This is a genomic window from Micromonospora sp. WMMD754, from assembly GCF_049315235.1.
Classification (GTDB): domain Bacteria; phylum Actinomycetota; class Actinomycetes; order Mycobacteriales; family Micromonosporaceae; genus Micromonospora; species Micromonospora sediminicola.
Genome location: NZ_CP186058.1, coordinates 5997460 through 6018266, shown reverse-complemented (window position 1 = coordinate 6018266; position 20807 = coordinate 5997460). Strand labels below are relative to the sequence as shown.

The 20807-nt window shown below is 75.5% G+C and carries 19 protein-coding genes; 15 read left to right on the top strand and 4 right to left on the bottom strand.

Annotated features, from left to right (window positions below):
• The first annotated feature begins 34 nt into the window (after positions 1-34).
• From ACN27B_RS28275 to ACN27B_RS28255, 5 genes are all read left to right on the top strand, one after another.
• On the top strand, positions 35-976 hold the full coding sequence (locus ACN27B_RS28275) for a transporter substrate-binding domain-containing protein (protein WP_099160478.1): 942 nt from the start codon (positions 35-37) through the stop codon (positions 974-976).
• A 113-nt stretch (positions 977-1089) separates the two neighbouring features.
• Positions 1090-1947 carry an amino acid ABC transporter permease gene (locus ACN27B_RS28270; RefSeq protein ID WP_422742207.1) on the top strand — a complete coding sequence of 286 codons (858 nt, stop codon included), beginning with the start codon at positions 1090-1092 and terminating at the stop codon, positions 1945-1947.
• On the top strand, positions 1944-2705 hold the full coding sequence (locus ACN27B_RS28265) for an amino acid ABC transporter ATP-binding protein (RefSeq protein WP_305777690.1): 762 nt from the start codon (positions 1944-1946) through the stop codon (positions 2703-2705). Before ACN27B_RS28270 ends, ACN27B_RS28265 begins: the two co-directional genes overlap by 4 nt.
• A complete protein-coding gene (locus tag ACN27B_RS28260) occupies positions 2705-3880 on the top strand; it encodes a M20/M25/M40 family metallo-hydrolase (RefSeq protein ID WP_099160481.1) in 1176 nt (391 codons plus the stop codon). The genes ACN27B_RS28265 and ACN27B_RS28260 overlap by 1 nt, the downstream gene beginning before the upstream one ends.
• 45 nt (positions 3881-3925) lie before the next feature.
• A complete protein-coding gene (locus tag ACN27B_RS28255; protein WP_422742204.1) occupies positions 3926-4771 on the top strand; it encodes a DUF6671 family protein in 846 nt (281 codons plus the stop codon).
• Between the two features lie 14 nt (positions 4772-4785).
• Here ACN27B_RS28255 and ACN27B_RS28250 read toward each other — a convergent pair whose 3' ends face one another.
• The gene (locus ACN27B_RS28250; RefSeq protein WP_422742202.1) at positions 4786-5328 is read right to left on the bottom strand and encodes a carbonic anhydrase; all 543 of its coding nucleotides are present in this window, start codon (positions 5326-5328) and stop codon (positions 4786-4788) included.
• A 92-nt stretch (positions 5329-5420) separates the two neighbouring features.
• On the opposite strand from ACN27B_RS28250, the gene ACN27B_RS28245 reads away from it, so the two are divergent.
• The 6 genes from ACN27B_RS28245 (at position 5421) to ACN27B_RS28220 (ending at position 13793) form a co-directional block, all read left to right on the top strand.
• On the top strand, positions 5421-9680 hold the full coding sequence (locus ACN27B_RS28245; RefSeq protein WP_422742200.1) for a putative inorganic carbon transporter subunit DabA: 4260 nt from the start codon (positions 5421-5423) through the stop codon (positions 9678-9680).
• Positions 9677-10027, top strand: coding sequence for a DUF190 domain-containing protein (locus ACN27B_RS28240; RefSeq protein ID WP_422742198.1), 351 nt, complete (start codon positions 9677-9679; stop codon positions 10025-10027). Before ACN27B_RS28245 ends, ACN27B_RS28240 begins: the two co-directional genes overlap by 4 nt.
• 80 nt (positions 10028-10107) lie before the next feature.
• Positions 10108-11289, top strand: a complete 1182-nt coding sequence (locus tag ACN27B_RS28235; RefSeq protein ID WP_099164520.1) for a sensor histidine kinase — start codon at positions 10108-10110, stop codon at positions 11287-11289.
• Complete coding sequence (locus ACN27B_RS28230; protein ID WP_091573888.1) at positions 11286-11963, top strand: response regulator; 678 nt, start codon at positions 11286-11288, stop codon at positions 11961-11963. The genes ACN27B_RS28235 and ACN27B_RS28230 overlap by 4 nt, the downstream gene beginning before the upstream one ends.
• A 91-nt stretch (positions 11964-12054) precedes the next feature.
• Complete coding sequence (locus ACN27B_RS28225) at positions 12055-12975, top strand: ATP-binding cassette domain-containing protein (protein ID WP_422742195.1); 921 nt, start codon at positions 12055-12057, stop codon at positions 12973-12975.
• Entirely contained in the window at positions 12972-13793 is an 822-nt protein-coding gene (locus ACN27B_RS28220) for an ABC transporter permease subunit (protein WP_422742192.1), read from the top strand. The genes ACN27B_RS28225 and ACN27B_RS28220 overlap by 4 nt, the downstream gene beginning before the upstream one ends.
• Before the next feature lie 7 nt (positions 13794-13800).
• On the opposite strand, the gene ACN27B_RS28215 is transcribed toward ACN27B_RS28220, so the two are convergent.
• The 3 genes from ACN27B_RS28215 to ACN27B_RS28205 form a co-directional block, all read right to left on the bottom strand.
• The gene (locus ACN27B_RS28215) at positions 13801-14964 is read right to left on the bottom strand and encodes a low temperature requirement protein A (RefSeq protein WP_422742190.1); all 1164 of its coding nucleotides are present in this window, start codon (positions 14962-14964) and stop codon (positions 13801-13803) included.
• 86 nt (positions 14965-15050) lie between these two features.
• Positions 15051-15686, bottom strand: coding sequence for a response regulator (locus ACN27B_RS28210; RefSeq protein ID WP_099160494.1), 636 nt, complete (start codon positions 15684-15686; stop codon positions 15051-15053).
• Positions 15683-16888 (bottom strand): sensor histidine kinase, encoded by a 1206-nt coding sequence (locus ACN27B_RS28205; protein WP_422742187.1) that lies wholly within the window; start codon positions 16886-16888, stop codon positions 15683-15685. The genes ACN27B_RS28210 and ACN27B_RS28205 overlap by 4 nt, the downstream gene beginning before the upstream one ends.
• A gap of 221 nt (positions 16889-17109) precedes the next feature.
• On the opposite strand from ACN27B_RS28205, the gene ACN27B_RS28200 reads away from it, so the two are divergent.
• The 4 genes from ACN27B_RS28200 to ACN27B_RS28185 all read left to right on the top strand — a co-directional run bounded on the left by ACN27B_RS28200 (position 17110) and on the right by ACN27B_RS28185 (position 20696).
• Positions 17110-18123: an ABC transporter permease gene (locus tag ACN27B_RS28200; RefSeq protein WP_422742185.1), complete on the top strand. Its 1014-nt coding sequence runs from the start codon at positions 17110-17112 to the stop codon at positions 18121-18123.
• On the top strand, positions 18120-18812 hold the full coding sequence (locus ACN27B_RS28195) for an ABC transporter ATP-binding protein (RefSeq protein WP_099160500.1): 693 nt from the start codon (positions 18120-18122) through the stop codon (positions 18810-18812). Before ACN27B_RS28200 ends, ACN27B_RS28195 begins: the two co-directional genes overlap by 4 nt.
• A gap of 290 nt (positions 18813-19102) precedes the next feature.
• Complete coding sequence (locus tag ACN27B_RS28190) at positions 19103-20056, top strand: TerC family protein (RefSeq protein WP_256386026.1); 954 nt, start codon at positions 19103-19105, stop codon at positions 20054-20056.
• Between the two features lie 169 nt (positions 20057-20225).
• Positions 20226-20696, top strand: coding sequence for a hemerythrin domain-containing protein (locus ACN27B_RS28185; RefSeq protein ID WP_099160502.1), 471 nt, complete (start codon positions 20226-20228; stop codon positions 20694-20696).
• Positions 20697-20807 lie beyond the last annotated feature (111 nt).

The following is a 20807-nucleotide window of genomic DNA, read 5'->3' as shown; positions in this document are numbered from 1 at the left end:
GGGCTGGCTGTTCCGGCCCCCGGAAGGACTCCCCATGCGCATCCGTTCCCTCGCCCTGCTCGGCGTGACCTCGGCGCTGCTCGCCGCCACCGCCGCCTGCGGCTCCTCCTCGGCCGGTGGCTCCACCGACGAGATCACACCCGTCTCGGTCACCATCGACGGCGTCGGCGCCGTCGAGACCGACAAGGCCCTCGCCGCCAAGGTCCCCGCCGACGTGCGCGGCCGAGGTGGCGTCACGGTCGCCACCAACGCCCCCTACCAGCCGTTCATCGACTTCAAGGTCGAGGGCCGCACCGACGAGTTCGTCGGCCTCGACCACGACCTGTTCCAGGCCGCCTCGGCCCGGCTCGGCCTGAAGGCCACCTTCACCCAGCAGCCGTTCGACGGGCTGGTGCCCGGCCTGCAGGCCGCGAAGTACGACGCGATCGCCGGCGGCATCACCGACAAGAAGGAACGCCAGCAGGTCGCCACGTTCGTCGACTACTCCGCCTCCGGCACCGGCTTCCTGGTCGCCGCCGGCAACCCGCTCGGCGTGAAGACGGTGGCCGACCTCTGCGGCCGCACGGTCGCCGTGCAGAAGGCCAGCAACCAGGCGAAGAACCTGGCCACGTACGCCAAGGAGAGCTGCGCCGGCCGGCCGTTGCAGGTCAAGGAGTACCCGGAGAACCCGCAGGCGGTGCAGGCGCTGATCGCCGGCAACGTGCAGGTCGTCGCCGCCACCCGGGTGAACCTGGTGGACACCGCCGGCGCGCTGGCCGGCAAGGCCGAGCTGGTCGCCGACCCGTCCTCGCCCAACGGCTGGCTGGCCAGCCCGAACGGCTTCGGCTTCCTGAAGGCGCAGAAGGAGCTGGCCGAGGCGTACCGCGCCGCCGTGCAGTCGCTGATCGACGACGGTACCTACGGCAAGATCCTGGCCCACTGGAAGCAGACCCCGATCGCCGTCGAGAAGGCCACGATCGACCAGGCCATCGACTGACCCGGCGGACCACCGCCCCCCGATCCGCGGTCGCCGGGCGCCCTCTGATTCCGTGAGGGCGGGCCCGGAGGCGCCCGGCGACCGCCGCACCCCCTGCCGGAGGCACCCCCGCGATGACCACCCCCGACACCCCGGCGGTACGGGTCGTCTCCGTCCGCCACTACGGCCGCTGGCTGACCGCGCTGGTCGTGGCCGGCTTGGCCGCCCTGTTCCTGCGGGCGCTGCTGAGCAGCCCCAACCTCGAACCCGGCACGGTCGCCCACTACCTGTTCCAGGACTACGTGCTCGACGGCGTGCTCACCACGCTCTGGCTCACAGTGCTCGCCATGGTCCTCGGCACCGCCGGCGGCATCCTGCTGGCCGTGCTGCGGCTGTCGGACAACCCGGTGCTGCGCGGCGTGTCCTGGACGTTCATCTGGGTCTTCCGCGGCACCCCGCTGCTGGTGCAGATCATCTTCTTCGGCTTCCTCGGCGCGCTCTTCCCCCGGCTCACAGTGACCGTGCCGTTCACCGACACCGTCCTGTTCGACCGGCCCACCAGCGTGGTGGTCACCGGCACCGTCGCCGCCGTGCTCGCGCTGTCGCTCAACGAGATGGCGTACGCCGCCGAGGTGATCCGCGGCGGCATCCTGGCCGTCGACGGCGGCCAGACCGAGGCCGCCGCCGCCCTCGGCATGGGCCCCACGCTCACCCTGCGCCGGGTGGTGCTGCCCCAGGCCATGCGCGTGATCATCCCGCCGATGGGCAACGAGACCATCACCATGCTCAAGTCCACCGCGCTGGTGTCGATCATCGCCGGGCGGGACCTGATGACCGCCGTGCAGAGCGTCTACCAGAACAACTACAAGGTGATCCCGCTGCTCGTGGTGGCGGCGATCTGGTACCTCGCCCTGGTCAGCCTCCTCTCCGCCGGCCAGTGGCTGGTGGAGCGCCGGTTCGGCCGCGGCTTCGCCCGGGGAGGCGTGCGATGACGGCGATGGTCCGTGCCGAGGGTGTCACCAAGCGGTTCGGCCCGGTCGAGGTGCTCAGGGGCATCGACCTGACCGTGGCCCCCGGCGAGGTGGCCTGCCTGCTCGGCCCGTCCGGCTCCGGCAAGTCCACGTTCCTGCGCTGCGTCAACCACCTCGAGCGCATCGACGGCGGCCAGCTCTCGGTCGACGGCGAACTGGTCGGCTACCGCCGCCACGGCGACCGGCTGTACGAGCTGAAGGCCCGCGAGGTGGCCGTGCGTCGCCGCGACATCGGCATGGTCTTCCAGCGGTTCAACCTCTTCCCGCACCTCACCGCGCTCGGCAACGTGACCGAGGCGCCGGTGCGGGTGCTGCGCACCCCGCGCGGGCGGGCCCGGGAGGAGGCGCTGCGGCTGCTCGACCGCGTCGGCCTGGCCGACCGCGCGCACCACTACCCGGGCCAGCTCTCCGGCGGGCAGCAGCAGCGGGTGGCGATCGCCCGGGCGCTGGCCATGCGCCCGAAGCTGATGCTCTTCGACGAGCCCACCTCGGCGCTCGACCCGGAGCTGGTCGGGGAGGTGCTGGACGTGATGAAGGGCCTCGCCGCCGACGGCATGACCATGGTGGTGGTGACCCACGAGATGGGCTTCGCCCGCGAGGTGGCCGACCAGGTCGCGTTCCTCGACGACGGCGTGGTGGTCGAGGTCGGCCCACCGGACGAGGTGCTCGGCCGCCCCCGGCACGAGCGCACCCGCGCCTTCCTCGACAAGGTGCTCTGATGGACCCGCTGCTCGGCGCGGCCGGCGACCGGCTGTCCGCGTACCACGACCGGCTCGCCCGGCTGGTCGCCGTCGACTCCGGCTCCGGCCAGGTCGACGGTCTGCGGGAGGTCGGTGACCTGGTGCAGGGCTGGTGCCTCGGCGCCGGGCTGGCCGTCGAGCGGGTGCCGGTCGCCGACGCGGCCGGCCAGGCGCTCGGGGACGTGCTGATCGCCCGCCGCCGCGGCGCGGGGACCCGGCGGATCCTGCTCGCCGGCCACCTGGACACCGTCTTCCCGCCCGGCACGGCCGCCGCCCGCCCGTTCCGGGTGCAGGACGGCCGGGCGTACGGCCCGGGGGTCAGCGACGACAAGGGCGGCGTGCTCGCCGGGCTGGCCGCCGTCGAGGTGCTCGCCGCACTGGACCGGCACCGGTACGGCGAGCTGGTGCTGGTCTGCACGCCGGACGAGGAGATCGGCTCGGTCGGCAGCCGGCCGCTGCTGCGTACCCTCGGGTCGGAGGCCGACGTGGCGCTCTGCCTGGAGTGTGCCCGCGACAACGGCGACCTGGTGTCGGCCCGCAAGGGCGTCGCCGACCTCGCCGTGACGCTGCGCGGGCGGGCCGCGCACGCCGGCATCGAGCCGGAGCGGGGCGCCAACGCGTTGCTCGCCGCCGCCCGGCTGACCATCGCGTTGGACCAGCTCAACGGCCGTTGGCCCGGGGTGACGGTGAACGTGGGCGCGCTGGAGGCGGGCGGCCGGCCCAACGTGGTCGCCGACCGGGCCCGGATGCTGGTCGACCTGCGCGCCTGGCGCACCGGCGAGTACGAGGCGGCGCTGGCCGAGATCCGTCGGCTGGTCGCCGAGCCGGTGGTGTCCGGCGTGCACGCCGACCTGACCGTGCACGCACCCACCCCGCCGTGGGAGCCGGGGCCGGCCGGGCGCCGGTTGGCCGAGCTGGCGGCGAAGGTGGGCGCGGGGCTCGGCGTACCGGTCTCGCACACCGCGACCGGCGGCTGCGCGGACGCGAACCTGCTGGCCGAGGCCGGTGCCGCCGTGCTCGACGGGCTCGGCCCGATCGGCGGCGCCGACCACAGCCCGGGGGAGTGGCTCGACCTCGACTCGGTGGTGCCCCGGGTGGCGCTGCTGGCCGGCCTGATCGACGCGGTCGGATCGGGTGACCGCGCCGGAACGTAGTCAAATTCCTGAATCACCCTTCCTGTATTGGGTAGGATCGGTGGCGTGGAGGCGTCACCGTTCCGGGGCGTGGTGGCCTGCCTGGCGACCATGCACGGCAAGCAGTGGGCGTTGCGTCCGCTGCTGCGTCGTCGGCTCGGGATGAGCGTGCGCGTGGCGTCGGTGGACACCGACGCGCTCGGCACGTTCACCGGTGAGGTGCGGCGGGTCGGGTCGGCGCGGGAGACCGTGGTGCGCAAGGCCCGGCTCGGGATGGCCGCCACCGGATCCCCGGTGGGGCTGGCCAGCGAAGGGGCGTTCGGCCCGCATCCGGCGGCCCCCTGGACGCCCGCCGACGTGGAGTACGTGGCGCTGGTCGACGACCGGTCGGGCCTGACGGTGGTGGAGAGCGCCCTGAGCGTCGAGACCAACCACTGTCACGTCGTCACCGACGGCCGGGACCTGGCCGCCGTGCTCGCGTTCCTGCGCCGGGTCGGGTTTCCGCACCACGCGGTCGTCGTCCGGCCCGCGAGCGGGCCCGGTCGGCCGGTCAAGGGACTCCGTCGGCTCGCCGACGTGCTCGCGGCCGCCCGGCGGGCCGCCGTCGACTCCGACGACGGCACCGCCGTGCTCGGCGCGGACCTGCGGGCCCACGTCAACCCGACCCGGATGCGGGTCATCGCCGCGGCCGGGCGGCGACTGGTCCGGCGTCTCGCCACACCCTGTCCCGCCTGCGCGGCGCCCGGTTTCGGCCCGGTCGGCGCCGAGCCGGGGCTGCCCTGTCGCGACTGCGGCACACCGACCCCGCAGGACGCGTCGCTCATCTCGGGCTGCGGCCGGTGTCCGTACCGCTCGTCTCGCCCGGTGGCGGGCGCCGCCGACCCCGGATCGTGCCCGGCGTGCAACCCCTGACGGCGCCGCCGGGCTCACGGCAACCGCGTCGACGCGCGGTTCGGCGGGCGTAGGCGGCAGGCCCGCCGGGCCGGCGGTGACAGGAGCGGTCGTACCTCGTTGAGGAGCCGGTCCGCGTCGTGCCAGACCATGCCGTGGAGGCCGCAGCGGCCGGATCGGACGGCCTGGTCGAGCAGCGGTGAGCGGCGGCGCAGCGCGGCGAGGGTGGCGCGCACCCGGTCCGGTCCGCTGCCCCGCGGCAGGGAGCAGGTGGCGTGGCCCAGCACGACCAGCAGCGGCGCGCCGAGGTGCGTGACCGCGTACTCCAGGCTGCCCAGCGCGGCCGGGCCGACCTCCAGGCCGGCGGTGCGGACGGCGTAGACGTCGGCGCCGCCGAACACGGTGACGGCCTCGGGTTGCGGGTCGGCGCACGAGAGGATCGCGGCCACCGGGTCCGCGTCGCCCGGTGGGACGGGCGCGCCGCCCACCCGGAAGCGGTGGTGCCCGGCGCGCAGCCGGGCGAGGGCGAAGCTCGGGCTGGTCTGCCACCCCTGGCGCGGAGATCCGGTCGCGTCCATCGCTCCTCCTCGTGCCGAGCCGCTGTCGTGCGTCTCACGATACACGAATTCTAAATCGTGTAATACAGTGCGGATGTCTGAGGGAGGTGGCGATGTCCGTCGCACTGGTTCTGGGAGTCCTCGCCGGGCCCGCATCGGCGGCGCTGTACGCGCTGGCGGTACCCGACCCCCGTCGAGCCGCCCGGGTGGTGGGGGCGCTGCTCGCTCTCACCGCCGCCGCAGCAGCCGCGCTGGTGACCCGGGTCGCGTACGACCCGGTGGTTCCGGCGCTCCTGCTCCGGCTCGACCCACCCGGGCCGGCGTTCTCCGTCGGGATCCGGATCGACCGGTTCACCGCGCTGTTCGCGCTGCTGGTCTGCGGGCTGGCCGCCGTCGTCGCCGGCTACGCGCGCCGCTATCTCGACGGCGAGCCGGGCGCCCGCGCGTTGCAGGCCCGGGTCGCGGCCGCCACGGCGGCGACCCTGGTGATGGCCACCGCGCCGAGCCTCGTGCAGTTGGCCGTCGGCTGGATCGCGGCCGGGCACCTGCTGATCGGGCTCATCGGCCACTACCGGGAGCAGCCCCGGGTGCGGGCGGCGGTGCGCCGTACCCGGCGGGTGTTCCTGCTCGGTGACGTGGCCCTGGTCGCCGGGCTGGGGCTGCTGGCCGTCCCGGCCGGCGACGCGGACCTCGACGCGGTCCGGGCGGCCGCCGGCGACCGGCCCGGTTGGCTCCTGGCCGTCGCCGGCGGGCTGCTGCTGGTGGCAGGCGCGGTGCGCTCGGCCCAGGTGCCGGCGCACCGCTGGCTGCCGTCCACGCTGGACGCACCGACCCCGGTCTCCGCCTTCCTGCACGCGGGCATGGTCAACGTCGCCGGCTTCCTGATGATCACGCTGGCGCCCGTGATGGTCGCCGCGCCCGGCCTGATGCCGGCGATGGTGCTGGTCGGGCTCGTCACCGCGGTGTCCGGGACGGTGTTCGCCGCGGTGCGCACCGACGTCAAGGGCACCCTCGCCCGGTCCACCGTCGCGCAGATGGGGTTCATGCTCGCCCAGTGCGGTCTCGGCGCGTTCGGCCTGGCCGCCGTGCACCTGGTCGGGCACGCCGTCTACAAGGCGTACGCGTTCCTGTCCGCCGGCGGCGCGCTCCAGGCCCAGGCGCGGGCCGCGGCCGCGCCTCGACCGGTCGGCCCGCCCCGGACCCGGACCGTGGTCCTGGCCGGCGCGGCGGTGCTCGCCGCCGTGGCGCTCACCGAGCTGGCACTCGGCGCCAGCCCGAGCGGCCTGCTCAGCACCGCCCTGGCCGGCGCCGCCGCGCTGGCCGCGGTGCGGTCGGCGCTCGCCGACCGCGAGGTGCCGGCGCGGACCGCCGTCGCGATCACCCTCGCGACGGGCGCGCTGGCCGGCGGCTACCTGGTCGCCGGGCGGGCCGTCGCCCGGTGGCTGGGTCTGCCGACCTCGGTGACGGACGCAGGGGTGGGCGTCGCGGCGGCCACGCTGGCCGTGGCGGCCGTCGCCGGGACGGTCCTGCTGCGCCGGCACCGCGCCGCGCTGTGGTGGTGGGCCTGGCGTGACGGCGCCGTCGGCGCGTGGTGGCGCCGGTCCGCCGGCCCGGCGACGGGGGAGCCGGCCGCCTGGGCCGTGACCGCGGTGCGCCGCCGCGACGTGTCCGACCGCTCGGACGCCGCCCGTGTCGTCGCCGCGCTCGCCGCCGCCGGCGACCACGTCGCCGCGGTCTGGCCGCTGGACACGTTCGTCGCGGTGAACCCCCTCGCCGGACGGGAGCGGGTGCCGTTCGCCCGGGCCGTCGCCGAGCTGCGGTCGCTCGGCGGCGCGCGGACCCACCTGCCGGCCGTCGAGTACCGGCGGCGGCTGCGCGACGGCGAGATCGAGCCGGTCGACCTGACCGCCGCGCTTCCCCCGGCGACCTCGGAACCGGTCACGCTCGCCGGGCGGTCGCTCACGACCGCGGACCTCCGGGTCGCCACGCTGTCCCACCCGGTGCACGACGGACCGCCACCACCGCCCGACCTGCTCGCCGTGGCGCGACGCCGGCTCGCCGGGCCCCGGCCCGCCGTCCCGGACGACCCGGACCCGCTCACCGTCGCCGAACTGCTCGACCGGATCCTGGGCACCCGGATCGGCGCGGACGTCGACGAGCTGGTGGCCGGCTGGTGCGCGGCGCACTGCGGCCGCCCGGCCGCCCGCTGGCCGGTGCCCGGTGCGGCCGACGAGAGCTGCTGGACGCGCTGGCGGCGGATGGCCGGCGCCGACCGGAACCCGGGCCCCGCGGGCGTCGGCGGCCTGCGGGCGCTCGTCGACGCGCTGCCGGCCGCGCCCGACCGGGCCGTCGCCGCGCTCCTGCGTGCCCTCGGGGTGGCGCCCGCGAACTGGTCGGCCTACCTGTCCCGGTCCCTGCTCCGGCTGCCCGGCTGGGCCGGCTACGCCCGCTGGTCGCAGACCCACCCGGGCGAGCGGCCGGACCTGACCCCGCTGGACCTGCTCGCGGTGCGGCTCAGCTACGAGCTGGTGCTGGCCGGCGACGTCGCCCACCGCCGCCTCGGGCTCCCGCCGACGGTCGACGCGGTCACCGCCGCGACGACGCCGACCGCTGCGACGACGCCGACCGGCGCCGTCGCCGGGCCGGTGCCGACCGTCGGGACCCCGGGGACCGCGCCGACCGCCGGGGCGCCGGGCGCGGACGAGCCGGCGGCTCTCGCCCGGCTGGTCGCGGCGCTCGGCGTCGACGCGCCGGCCCTGGCGCTGCTGCCCGAGGAGACGGTGTCCGTGCTGCGTGACGTGGTGGTCGAGCTGTCCCCGGCGCGGCAGGCCGAGGTGTGGCTCGCCGCCGCGGAACACGCGTACCGGCGTCGGCTGCGGGACCGGCTGGACCACGGGGCACGCCCGCGCCCGCGCCGCGCCGCCCGCGCCACCGCGCTCGCCCAGGCGGTGTTCTGCATCGACGTGCGCAGCGAGGGCCTGCGCCGGCACCTGGAGGCGGCCGGGCCGGTGGACACGTACGGCTTCGCCGGCTTCTTCGGCCTGCCCGTGCGCACCGCGGCGACCGACGCCGGCCGGGGCCGGGACCGCTGCCCGGTGCTCATGCGGCCGGTGGCCACCGTCGCGGAGACCGCCGACGCCACGCGGGTGCGCCGCCGGCGGGCCCGGCAGGCGTGGCGCCGGGCGTTCGCCTCGGCCAAGGCCGACCCGGTCGGCGCGTTCGCCTTCGTCGAGGTCGCCGGCGTGCTCGCCACCGCCGCCCTCGCGGTACGCGCCGTCGCACCGGGCCGCTTCGCCCCGGCCGCCGACGACACCGCGCCGACGGTGGCCGACCTCGACGCCGCCCTGACCCTCGACGAGCAGGTCTACTACGCGGAGGCGACGCTGCGCACGGTCGGGCTGACGGCCGACTTCGCCCCGCTGGTGCTGCTCTGCGGGCACGGGGCCACCAGCACCAACAACCCCTACGCCGCCGCGCTCGACTGCGGCGCCTGCGGCGGCAACCGGGGCGGGGTCAGCGCCCGCCTGGTCGCCACGCTGCTCAACCGGCCCGAGATCCGCGAGGCGCTGGACGCCCGGGGGATCCACCTGCCCGCCGACACCCACGTCCTGGCCGGCGAGCACGACACGGTCACCGACGAGGTGCGCCTGTTCGACGCCGACGCCGTCCCCGCCCGGCTGCGCCCGCACCTCGACGACCTGACCCACCGGCTCGCCCAGGCGGGAGCGGGGCTGCGCGCGGAACGGGCCACCCGGCTGCCCGGCCGGCCGGGCCCCCGCCACGTGCCCGGCCGCGCGTCGGACTGGGCCCAGGTGCGGCCCGAATGGGCGCTGGCGGGCAACGCCGCGTTCATCGCCGCGCCGCGCTCGCTGACCGCGGGGACCGACCTCGGCTGCCGCACGTTCCTGCACTCCTACGACTGGACCGCCGACCCGGACGCGGTCGCGCTGGAGACGATCATGACCGGCCCGCTCGTGGTCGCGTCCTGGATCAACCTCCAGTACTACTTCTCCACAGTGGACCCGTACCGCCTCGGCGCCGGCACCAAGACCGTGCACACCGTCCTCGGCGACGCCCTCGGCGTCCTCTCCGGCTCCGGTGGCGACCTGCGCGTCGGGCTGCCGCTGCAGTCCGTCGGCGACGGGACCCGGCCGGCGCACGACCCGCTGCGCCTGCTCGCCGTGGTCCACGCCCCGCACCACCTCGTCGACACCGTGCTCGGCCGCAACCCGGGCCTGCGCCAGCTGGTCGACGGCGGCTGGATGTCCCTGACCGTCGTCGACCCCCACACCGGCGAATGGAGTGAGCCGGGCGGATCCCGGCACACCACGCCGCTCCCGGCCCCCGACCCAGAGAAGGAGTACAGCGCATGAACGAGCTCGGACTGACGCGGATGGTCAAGGTGGAGGTCGTCACGCGTGGCGACGACGTCGACGCCGTGCGGACGCTGCTGCACGCCTCCGGCGTGAGCGGTTGGACCAGCCTCAGCGGGGTCTCCGGCTTCGGCCACCACGGCACCCACGAGGGTCGGCTGCTCTTCAACGACCGGGCCGGACTCGTCATGGTGATCGCCGTCCTGCCGCCGGAGCGGGCCGAGCCGGTCGTCACCGGTCTGCGGGACATCCTGGCCCACCGGCCCGGCGTCATGTTCGTCAGCGACGCCTGGGTGAGTCGGCCCGAGTACTTCGGCGCCGACCGGCCGGCGGGCCCGGTGACCTGACGGAGCGACAGTCGCGTCGGGGCGGGGCGGCGACCGCCGGCCACCCCGCCCCGCCGTCACCCGTGGCGTACGGTGACGGCATGGGACGCCTCGCCCGGTGGCGTCGGGTGGCCCGGGAGCATCCGACCGTGGCCGACGCGCTGCTGGCCGCGGTGCTCTTCACGGTCAGCCTGCTTCCGGTGAACCCGCCCGGAGGGCCACCCCGGGACCCGTTGACCGCCGGCGCGGTGCTGCTCGCGGCGGCCGGCTGCGCCGCGCTCGTCCTCCGGCGCCGGTTCCCGTTGCCGGTGCTGGCCGTGGTGACCGTCGCGGCGGCCACGTCGTTGCTCGCCCAGCAGGCGCGGGGGCCGTTCGTGCTGACCGTGGCGGTGGCCGCCTACACCGTGGCCACCCGCACCGACCGGCGGACCGCCGTGGCGGCCGGTGCGGCGAGCGGTCTGCTCCTCGGCGGCTCGGCGGTCGTCGCGCTGGGCGTGGGCTGGCTCGATCCGGCGGTCGTGGTCCTGCTGCTCTGGTTCGGCGTCGCGGTGGCCGCCGGCGACGCGGTGCGCAGCCGGCGCGCGTACGTGGCCGTGCTGGAGGAACGGGCCCGGCGGGCCGAGCGGACCCGGGAGGAGGAGGCGCGCCGGCGGGTGGCCGAGGAGCGGCTGCGCATCGCCCGGGAGCTGCACGACGTGGTGGCGCACCACATCGCGCTGATCAACGTGCAGGCCGGCGTGGCCGGACACCTGCTGCGCGACCGGCCGGACGCGGCCGAGGAGGCGCTCGGGCACGTCCGGTCCGCCGCGCGCACCGTGCTGGACGAGATGGCCGTCCTGCTCGGCCTGCTGCGCCGGGGGGAGCCGGAGGCCCCGACCGAGCCGGCGCCCGGACTGGGTCGGCTCGACGCCCTCGTCGACGGCTTCGCCGCCGGCCAGCCGGTCCGGTGGATCCTGTCCGGCCGCCCCCGCCCGCTGCCGGGCGCGGTGGACGTGGCCGCCTACCGCATCGTCCAGGAGTCGCTGACCAACGCGCACCGGCACGCGCCCGACGCCACCGTCACGGTCGAGGTCCGCTACACCGACACCGCGGTCGCCGTGGAGGTCCGCGACGACGGGCCGGGACCGGGCGGTCCGGGTGACTCCGGAACCGGTCTCGGCCTGCTCGGGATGCGGGAGCGGGCCGAGGCGGTCGGCGGCGCGTTCCACGCCGGTCCCCGTCCGGAGGGTGGCTTCGTGGTCCGCGCGGAGCTGCCCGCCCCGATCCCCCAGGAGGTGACATGACCGTCCGGGTCCTGCTCGCCGACGACCAGACGCTCATCCGCGCCGGCTTCCGCGCGCTGATCGACTCGGCGCCGGACCTGTCCGTGGTGGGCGAGGCGGCCACCGGCCGGGAGGCGGTCGTCCAGGCCCGCGCCACCCGGGCCGACGTGGTGCTGATGGACATCCGGATGCCCGACCTCGACGGCCTGGCCGCCACCCGGCAGATCACCGCCGACGAGGACCTGGCCGGCGTGCGGGTGCTCATCCTGACCACGTTCGAGGTCGACGAGTACGTCTTCGAGGCCCTGCGGGCCGGCGCCAGCGGCTTCCTCGGCAAGGGCGTGGAGCCGGTCGAGCTGCTCGACGCGATCCGCACCGTCGCCGCCGGGGAGGCGCTGCTGTCGCCGAAGGCCACCCGTGGGCTGATCGCCCGGTTCCTGGCCCAGCCCGACCCGGAGCCCCGGGCCACCCCGGAACGGCTGCGGGTGCTCACCGAACGGGAACGCGAGGTGGTGGCGCTGGTCGCCGCCGGGCTGAGCAACGAGCAGATCGCCCAGCGGCTGGTGGTGTCCCCGCTGACCGCGAAGACCCACGTCAACCGGGCGATGGCCAAGCTCGACGCCCGGGACCGGGCCCAGCTCGTGGTGATCGCCTACCAGAGCGGGCTGGTCCGGGCCGACCCGCCGGCGCGGTAGCCGGGCCGCCCGGATACCGCGACCGCGGTACGCGCGGGTGTCCGCGCCCGGCCGACGCGGCGGCCGGGGTACGCGGGCCAGGGTTGAGCACATGATCGAAGCCCGCGACCTCAGCAAGCGCTACGGCGACCGGCTCGCCGTCGACTCCCTGACCTTCACCGTCGCGCCGGGCGTGGTGACCGGATTCCTCGGTCCGAACGGCGCCGGCAAGTCCACCACCATGCGCATGATCCTCGGCCTCGACGCGCCGACCGGGGGCACCGTGCGGGTCAACGGCCGCCGGTACGCCGAGCACCGGGACCCGCTGCGCCAGATCGGCGCCCTGCTGGAGGCGAAGGCGGTGCACACCGGCCGCTCCGCCCGCGACCACCTGCTCGCGCTGGGCGCCACCCACGGCATCGGCCGCCGCCGGGTCGACGAGGTGATCGACCTGGTCGGCCTGCGGGAGGTGGCCGGCAGGCGGGCCGGTGGGTTCTCCCTCGGCATGGGCCAGCGGCTCGGCATCGCCGCCGCGCTGCTCGGTGACCCCGCCGTGGTGATGCTGGACGAGCCGGTCAACGGCCTGGACCCGGACGGCATCCGCTGGATCCGCGGCCTGCTGCGGGGCCTCGCCGCCGAGGGCCGCACGGTGTTCGTCTCCTCGCACCTGATGAGCGAGATGGCGCAGACCGCCGACCACCTGATCGTGGTCGGCCGGGGTCGGCTGCTCGCCGACGTGTCCCTCGCCGAGTTCACCCGCCGGGCGTCGCGCACCACGGTGCGGGTGCGCTCACCCCAGGCCGCCGCGCTGCGCGACCTGCTGGCCGGACCGGACGTCACCATCACCGGTGGTGAGCCGGGCCTGCTGGAGGTCAGCGGTCTGCGGCGCGAGGTGATCGGCGACCGGGCCGCGGCGGCGGGGCTCACCCTGCACGAGCTGACCGCCACCGAGGCGTCCCTGGAGGAGGCCTTCATGACCATGACCCGCGACGCCGTCGAGTACGCCGGCGCCACCGCAGGAGAGACCCGATGACCACCACCGTGCCCACCGCCGTCCCGGCCGACGCCCGGATCACCGGCCCGCGCGTGGTCCGCGCGGAGTGGATCAAGTTCCACTCGCTGCGTTCCTCGTTGATTCTTCTGGCCGCCACCCTCGTGGTGTTCGCCGCCCTCGGGCTCGGCTTCTCGGCGTTCCTGGCCGACGCCACCATCGAACCGGGCACCCCGGCGCCACCCGGCGGGCCCTCGTCACTCGACCCGCTCGGCGCCAGCCTCGGCGGCGTCAACCTCGCCCAACTGCTGATCGCCACGCTCGGCGTGCTGCTGACCGCCGGGGAGTACGCCACCGGCATGATCCGCACCTCCCTGGCCGCGGTGCCCCGGCGCTGGCCCGTGCTCACCGCCAAGATCACCGTCCTGGCCGGCGTGTCGCTCGCCGTGCTGCTGCCCACGGTGCTGCTCACCTTCCTCGGCGGACAGGCCGTCCTGGGGGACAAGGGCATCGCGCTCGGCGACGACGGGGTGCTGCGCGCGGTGCTGGGCACGGCCGCGTACCTCGCCGGGATCGGCGTGCTCGGCGCGGCGCTGGGCTCGCTGCTGCGTACCACCGCCGGCGCGCTGACCAGCGTTGTCGCGCTCCTGCTGGTCGTGCCCGGGGTGGTGTCGCTGTTGCCGGAGAGCTGGTCGGAGACGATCTCCCCGTACCTGCCGTCGAACGCCGGGCAGGCGTTCATGAGCCTCGGCGGCGACCCGAACCTGCTCTCCCCGCAGGCCGGCGCGGCCGTGTTCGTCGGCTGGCTGATCGCCCTCGTCGGCGCCGCCCTGATCCGGCTGCTCCGGCGCGACGCCTGAGCCGGGCTCACCCGGGCCGGCGGCCGGTGTCGCCGGTCCGGGCCGGCGTCAACTTCTCCGCGTGCGCGACCAGGATGAGCAGCACGCTGAGGATCGCCGACCCGGCCAGCAGTGGCAGGCCCCGACCGACGAGGGCCAGCGCCGCGATCGCGGCCAGCCCGACCGGCCGGTGCCAGGACACCCGATGGTGGACCGCCGCCGAGAGCAGGATCCAGCCGATCAGGAACAGCGCCGGGCCGCTGAGCGCCATCATCAGCGCCGCCGGGTCCCGGGACAGCGGTTCGGCGATCATCAACTGGGCGCCGACCGCGGCGGCCACCACCCCGGCCACCATCACCAGGTGCAGGTAGCCGGCGAGCAGGCCGAGCCGGCTGCCGGACGGGCCCAGCGCGTCGATCGCCGCGCCGAGCCGTACGCCGCCGGGCACCAGGTAGAGCCGGCCCAGGCTGACCGCGTTGACGAACGCCAGCGCGAACGCGGCGGTGCGGGAGAGGTCGAACCCGGTGGTGCTGTAGACGATCCCGGCGGTCAGGATCAGCTCGCCCAGCGCGATGATGTAGATCTGCTGGTAGCGCTCCGCCAGGTGCTCGCCGATCACCTGGAGATCCGCCCAACTGCTGCGGCCGAGTCCGGGCGTCGGCCAGCGCAGCCGCGCCAGCGACAGGTCCAGGACCACCGCCACGGTCCAGAGCGCCACCTGGGCCGGCTCGACCAGCGCGCCGGTCAGCCACAGTACCGCGGAGAGCGCGAACCAGACCGCGACCCGCAGCGTCCGCACCCGCAGCGGGTTGCCGCGCAGCGCCGGCAGCAGGAACGCCGGACGGCCCAGGTGGATCGCCACGTAGGCACCGGCGAACACCAGCCCGTGCCCGGAGTACGCGCTCGGCGCGGCGGCCGCCATCATCAGCCCGCCGAACATGACCCAGAGCAGCAGCCCGATGATCAGGGGCGTGCCCGGGTCGAACCAGTCCGTCGACCAGGCGGTCACGAACCACACCCACCAGATGGCCGCCAACAGCAGCGCGGCCCGGAACGCCCCGCCCAGGGTGAGGTCCTGCTCCAGCGCCAGGGAGACCCGGTTCAGCGCGAGGATGAAGGCCAGGTCGAAGAAGAGTTCCAGGAACGACGCCCGGCGGGAGGCCTCGCGTGGGCGCAACAGCTGCCCCGGCATCCCACCCCGCATCCCGTCCCTTCCGTACGCCCGGCCCGTCGCACCAGTCGTACCATCCGCCGCCGGGGCGACGAGGGCGAACGCGGTCAGCGGCGGATGACGCCCAGGTCGACCGCGGCGGCGACGGCAGCCGTCCGCGACTGCACCCGCAACTTGGTGTAGATGCGCGACAGGTGCGACTTGACCGTGCCCTCGGTGAGGTGCAGGCGGCGGCCGATCGCCTGGTTGGACAGGCCGTCGGCGACCAGCCCGAGGACCTCGGTCTCCCGCCGGGTCAACGCGGTGTCGGGGGTGCGGAGCCGGTTCACCAGGCGGTCCGCGACGGCCGGCGCGAGCGCGGTCCGGCCGGCGGCGGCGGTCCGCACGGCGGCGGCCAGCTCCTCCGGCGCGGCGTCCTTGAGCAGGTAGCCGGCGGCGCCGGCCTCGATCGCGGGCAGGGTGTCGGCGTCCGTGTCGTAGGTGGTCACCACCAGCACCCGGGGCCCGTCCGGCCGGGCGGTGATGGCGGCGGTGGCCTCCACCCCGCTCATGCCGGCGCCGAAGCGCAGGTCCATCAGGACCACGTCGACGTCGCCTCCGGCGGCGCGTGCCACCGCGTCCTCGGCGGTGGCGGCCTCGGCCACCACGACCAGGCCCGGCTCGGTCTCCAGCACGGCGCGCAGCCCGGCCCGGACGACGGGATGGTCGTCGGCCAGCAGCAGCCGGATCGGGTCTCCGGTCACGGCCGATTCCCGGGCGGCGTGCGGGGGAGCCGGGCGGACAGCGTGGTGCCCCGGCCGGGCGCGGAGGCGACGGTCAGGTCGCCGCCGAGCGCGCCCACCCGGGCGCGCATGGACGCCAGGCCGAAGCCACCGGCCTCCGGATCGGCAACGGGCAGCCGGTCGGGGTCGAAGCCGACACCGTCGTCGACCACGTCGACGGTGACCCGGTCGGCGTGGTAGCCGAGCGTCACCTCGGCGGTGGTCGCGCCGGCGTGCCGGACGGTGTTGGCCAGACCGGCCTGGGCGATGCGCAGCAGCGTCACCTCGTACGCGGTCGGCAGCGGAGCGGGCACCCCGGTCACCCGCAGGCGCGCGGCGAGCGGGTGCCGGGCGCCGGTGGTGGCGCACAGGCGCTCCAGCGCGCCGGCCAGCGTGGTGTCGTCCAGCGCGGGCGGGGCGAGCGCGGCGACGAAGCGGCGGGCCTCGGCCAGGTTGTCGACGGCGGCCCGGCGGGCCTGCCCGACGTGGCGGGCGGCCGCGTCCGGCCGGTCGGGCAGCACCCGCTCGGCGGCGCTCAGCAGCAGCTGGATGCTGGTCAGGCCCTGGGCGAGCGTGTCGTGGATCTCCCGGGCGAGCCGTTCCCGTTCGGCCGCCACCCCGGCCTCGTGCTGCGCCCGCGCCAGGTCGGCGCGGGTGGCGGTCAGCTCCTCGATCAGCCGCCGACGGCGTTCGCTCTCCCGGTAGAGCGCCTGGTAGCCCCGAACCACGGCCACCGCGACGGCGGCGCCGAGGGCCGGCCCGACCACGCCCGGCACGGTGACCGCCCCCCGGTGGGCGGCGAACGCGACGATCGCCGCCAGGGCGGTCACGCCGACCGCCACCGCACCGGCGCGGCGGGGGAGCAGGTGCAGCTGGAGGACGTACAGCGGGAAGGCGACCCACAGCCCGTCGGCGGTCAGCACGGTCAACACCAGCCAGAGCGCGGTCACCGCCGCCAGCCACCAGCCGGCAACCCGCCGCGAGCGGCGGACACCGGGCAGGAGCGCCCCACCCGCGTACGCCAGCAGGCCCGCTCCCGCGACCGCGACCACGGCCGCCGGGTGCGGGCGGCCGGTGGCGACGGCCCGGAGCCCGGCCAGGGCGAACAGGCCCGCCACGAGCAGGTGCAGGCACCAGGCCAGCACGCGGGCGGTCGGCGTCAGGGTGGGAACGGCGGTGGTCACAGCCCTCTCAGCGTAGAGGAACCGCAGGTCGGCGGGCCTCTGTCGAAAGTCGTAACCGGTACCCCGCCGTTCCGCCCCGAAGCTGCCGTCCGTCGCCGGATGCCGGCCGCCCGGCCGACGGCGACCGTGGAGGGCGACCGCATCCGTCGCCGGAAGGGACCGCCGCCGCCGTGTTCGTCGCCTGGAGAGACCTGAGATTCGCCAAGGGGCGCTTCGCCCTGATGGGCACCGTCATCGTGCTGATCACGCTGCTGGTCGGCCTGCTGTCCGGGCTGACCGCCGGGTTGGACCGGCAGAACACGTCCGCGATCACCGGCCTGCCCGCCGACCGGATCGCCTTCGGCGCCGGGCAGGCGTCGTACGGGGACTCGACCGTCACCGAACGGCAGTGGCGCCAGTGGGCCGCCACGCCCGGCGTGACCGCCGCCGAGCCGCTCGGCATCAGCACCACCCGGGTGACCGCCGGCGGCCGGGGCGCCGCCGTCTCCGTCTTCGGCGTCCGGCCCGGCTCCCGCCTCGGCCCGCCCGGCGTCGACCTCGACGACGGTACGGCGGTGCTCACCACCACTGCCGCCGCCGACCTGGGCCTGCGCACCGGTGACCGCCTCACCCTGGCCGGACGGGAGCTGACGGTGGCGGGGGTACGCGGCGACGCCTCCTTCAGTCACACCCCGGTGGTCTGGACCAGCCTGGACTCGTGGCGGCGCACCGTGGCCGCCGGCGCGGACACCGCCACCGTGATCGCGTTGCGGACCGGTCCCGACGTGGACGTGGCCGCCGCCGACCGGGCCGCCGGCACCCGGACCGTCGGCACCGACGAGTCGGTGACCGCGATCGGCTCCTACCGCTCGGAGAACGGGTCGCTGCAACTCATGCGTGGCTTCCTGTTCGCCATCTCCGCGCTGGTCGTCGGCGCCTTCTTCACGGTCTGGACGATCCAGCGCAGCGGCGACGTCGCGATCCTCAAGGCGCTCGGCGCCTCCACCACCGCGCTGCTGGTCGACGCGCTCGGCCAGGCCGGGATCCTGCTGGTCGGCGGGACCGTCGTGGGCACCGCCGTCGCCGCCGGGCTCGGCGCCGCCCTCTCCGGCTCGGACGTGCCGTTCGTGCTGACCCCGGCCACCGTCGCGCTCCCGGCGGCGGTGATGGTGCTGCTCGGCACGCTCGGGGCCGCCCTGTCGGTGCGCCGCATCACCTCCGTCGACCCGCTGACCGCCCTGGGGAGCGCCCGATGAGCCTCGACCTGACCGATGTCACCCTCACCTATCCGGACGGGGACAGCCGGCTCACCGCCCTCGACCACGTCACCCTGTCGGTGCCGAGGGGAAGCCTCACCGCCGTGGTCGGCCCCTCCGGCTCCGGCAAGTCGAGCCTGCTGGCGGTCGCCGCCACGCTCGTCACCCCGGACACCGGGGGCGTCGCCGTCGACGGCGTCGTCACCACCGGCCTGACCCGGGGCGCGCTCGCCACTCTGCGCCGACGCGCGATCGGCATCGTCTTCCAGCAACCCAATCTGCTGCCCTCGCTCACCGCCGCCGAGCAGCTCCAGGTGATGGCCACGTTGAACGGACGGTCACCGGCCCGGGTCCGGCGGCGGGCGGACGACCTGCTCGACGCGGTCGGTCTCGGCGCGCAGGCGGGACGGCGGCCGCACCAGCTCTCCGGCGGTCAGCGCCAACGGGTGAACATCGCCCGCGCGCTGGTGAACGACCCGGTGCTGCTGCTGGTCGACGAGCCGACCAGCGCGCTCGACCACGAGCGGGGCGCCGCCGTCGTCGACCTGATCGCCCGGCTCACCCGCGAGCGGGGCACGGCCACCGTCCTGGTCACCCACGACCGGGATCACCTCGCCGCCGCGGACCGGACGGTCGAGATGCGCGACGGCCGGCTGCACCCGGCGCCGGAGGTTCACCGCCTCCCTTAGTGGTAGAGGGCCGTTGGGCCGAGCTGGACCGGGAGCTGGCGCCGTGGCGCCGGGCCGTCCACCACGCCCTGCTCGGCACCCGGGACCGCTACTGACGGAGATTGACACACGAACTGCGCTTCGTGAATAATGGAGCGTAGTTCGAGGGGGAGTACCCGCCACCGGACGCGCGGTCGTCAGGACGGACCCACCACGGGTCCCGGCCGCGCGGGCCGCCCGCGCGGCGGTCCGGGGAGACCTTCGACCCGTTCGCCGGCGACCAGCCGGCCCGGTCGGAGGGAGCGCCGCGCGTGTCCGTACCCCTGTGGGCCTGGTTGGCCCTGACCGCGGCGATCGCCGTGATGCTGGCGGTCGACCTGTTCCTGCACCGCGACAACCACGTCATCGGCTTCCGTGAGGCGGCCGTGTGGTCGGCGGTCTGGATCGCCGCCGGCCTGGCGTTCGGTGTCGTGTTGTGGCTGTGGCAGGGCGACGAGGCCGCCGGCGCCTACTACGCCGGCTACCTGATCGAGAAGGCGCTGTCGGTGGACAACGTCTTCGTCTTCGCGCTGGTCTTCACCTACTTCGCGGTCCCGGCCGCGTACCAGCACAAGGTGCTGTTCTGGGGCGTCATCGGCGCGCTGCTGTTCCGGCTGGTGTTCATCTTCGTCGGCGCCGGGCTGCTCGAGACGTTCTTCTGGACCGCCTACGTGTTCGGCCTCTTCCTCGTCTGGACCGGCTGGAAGATGGCCTTCCGGCACGACGCCGAGATGCGTCCCGAGCGCAACCTCGTCGTCCGCGTCGTGCGCCGGGTCATCCCCACCGACGCCCGCTACCACGGCGACAGGTTCTTCACCCGCCTCGACGGCAGGCGCGTCGCGACGCTGCTGTTCGTGGTGCTCGTCGCCGTCGAGGCCACCGACCTGATCTTCGCGATCGACTCGGTCGCCGCCATCCTGGCGATCACCACCAGCACGTTCATCGTCTGGACCGCCAACGCGTTCGCCGTGCTCGGTCTGCGCAGCCTCTACTTCTGCCTCGCCGGCCTGCTGCGTCGTTTCGTGCACCTGCACTACGGACTGGCGTTCCTGCTCGCCTTCGCCGGGGTGAAGCTGATCCTCTCCGAGACCCCGGTCGGCAAGCTGCCCATCCCGCTGACCCTCGGCGTCATCGTGGTCACCCTCGCCGTCTCCATCGGATGGAGCCTGGTGACCACCCGGGGCGCCTCCGCGGCGGCGACGGCCCGGGCGGACGAGGGTCGCTGACGACGGATCCGCGCCCGGTCCCCGGCGGTCGAGCCGGGGGCCGGGCCGCCCGCGTCGTGCCCTAGACTCGGCGCAGCGTCGCGTGTCGGTGGCAGGCCGTGTCAGGCATGGAGGCGCCGGACCGGAGGGAGCACGACGATGATGATCGCCGTCCCTTCGCCCTCTCCCCGTGGGTGAGGGTGAGCAGACCAGGCTGGTGGCCTGGAGTCAGGAGATGCGCGCCGTCCACGAGCGGCTGCGCGAGGCGCTGCGGGTGACGCGGCAGGCGTTGGCCGACGGCACGCCGGCGGAACCGGCGACGCGTGATCTGCTGCTGTTCTGTCACGGGTTCTGTGCCGCGCTGACCGCGCACCACGAGGGCGAGGACCGGGAGCTGTTCCCGGCGATCGCGCGGCACCACCCCGAGCTGCGGGAAACCCTGCAGCAGTTGCGGCAGGACCACTCGATGATCGGGCACCTGCTCGCCGGCCTGAGCGCCGCGGTGACCCGGGACGCCCCGCCGGAGGAGCTGGGCCGGCACCTGGAGGGAGTGGCCGCGATCATGGAGTCGCACTTCCGGTACGAGGAGCGGCGACTGCTCACCGTGCTGGAGACGCTGGCGCTGGACGCCGACCCGGCCGACGTGCTGGGCCCCCTGTGACGACAGGTCGTGGCCCGGGTGCGCGAACAACCCCCGCTGAACCCCGTCGATCATGAAAGTGGCGGCGAAGTCTCTCGGATCATGCCGCCAACTTCATGATCGACCGGTGGA

What these genes read in the sequence shown, in the direction of transcription:
- ACN27B_RS28275 (WP_099160478.1), top strand. Translation starts at nt 35, where the DNA reads ATGCGCATCCGTTCCCTCGCCCTGCTCGGCGTGACCTCGGCGCTGCTC.
- ACN27B_RS28270 (WP_422742207.1), top strand. Translation starts at nt 1,090, where the DNA reads ATGACCACCCCCGACACCCCGGCGGTACGGGTCGTCTCCGTCCGCCAC.
- ACN27B_RS28265 (WP_305777690.1), top strand. Translation starts at nt 1,944, where the DNA reads ATGACGGCGATGGTCCGTGCCGAGGGTGTCACCAAGCGGTTCGGCCCG.
- ACN27B_RS28260 (WP_099160481.1), top strand. Translation starts at nt 2,705, where the DNA reads ATGGACCCGCTGCTCGGCGCGGCCGGCGACCGGCTGTCCGCGTACCAC.
- ACN27B_RS28250 (WP_422742202.1), bottom strand. Translation starts at nt 5,328, where the DNA reads ATGGACGCGACCGGATCTCCGCGCCAGGGGTGGCAGACCAGCCCGAGC.
- ACN27B_RS28245 (WP_422742200.1), top strand. Translation starts at nt 5,421, where the DNA reads ATGTCCGTCGCACTGGTTCTGGGAGTCCTCGCCGGGCCCGCATCGGCG.
- ACN27B_RS28240 (WP_422742198.1), top strand. Translation starts at nt 9,677, where the DNA reads ATGAACGAGCTCGGACTGACGCGGATGGTCAAGGTGGAGGTCGTCACG.
- ACN27B_RS28235 (WP_099164520.1), top strand. Translation starts at nt 10,108, where the DNA reads ATGGGACGCCTCGCCCGGTGGCGTCGGGTGGCCCGGGAGCATCCGACC.
- ACN27B_RS28230 (WP_091573888.1), top strand. Translation starts at nt 11,286, where the DNA reads ATGACCGTCCGGGTCCTGCTCGCCGACGACCAGACGCTCATCCGCGCC.
- ACN27B_RS28225 (WP_422742195.1), top strand. Translation starts at nt 12,055, where the DNA reads ATGATCGAAGCCCGCGACCTCAGCAAGCGCTACGGCGACCGGCTCGCC.
- ACN27B_RS28220 (WP_422742192.1), top strand. Translation starts at nt 12,972, where the DNA reads ATGACCACCACCGTGCCCACCGCCGTCCCGGCCGACGCCCGGATCACC.
- ACN27B_RS28215 (WP_422742190.1), bottom strand. Translation starts at nt 14,964, where the DNA reads ATGCCGGGGCAGCTGTTGCGCCCACGCGAGGCCTCCCGCCGGGCGTCG.
- ACN27B_RS28200 (WP_422742185.1), top strand. Translation starts at nt 17,110, where the DNA reads ATGGGCACCGTCATCGTGCTGATCACGCTGCTGGTCGGCCTGCTGTCC.
- ACN27B_RS28195 (WP_099160500.1), top strand. Translation starts at nt 18,120, where the DNA reads ATGAGCCTCGACCTGACCGATGTCACCCTCACCTATCCGGACGGGGAC.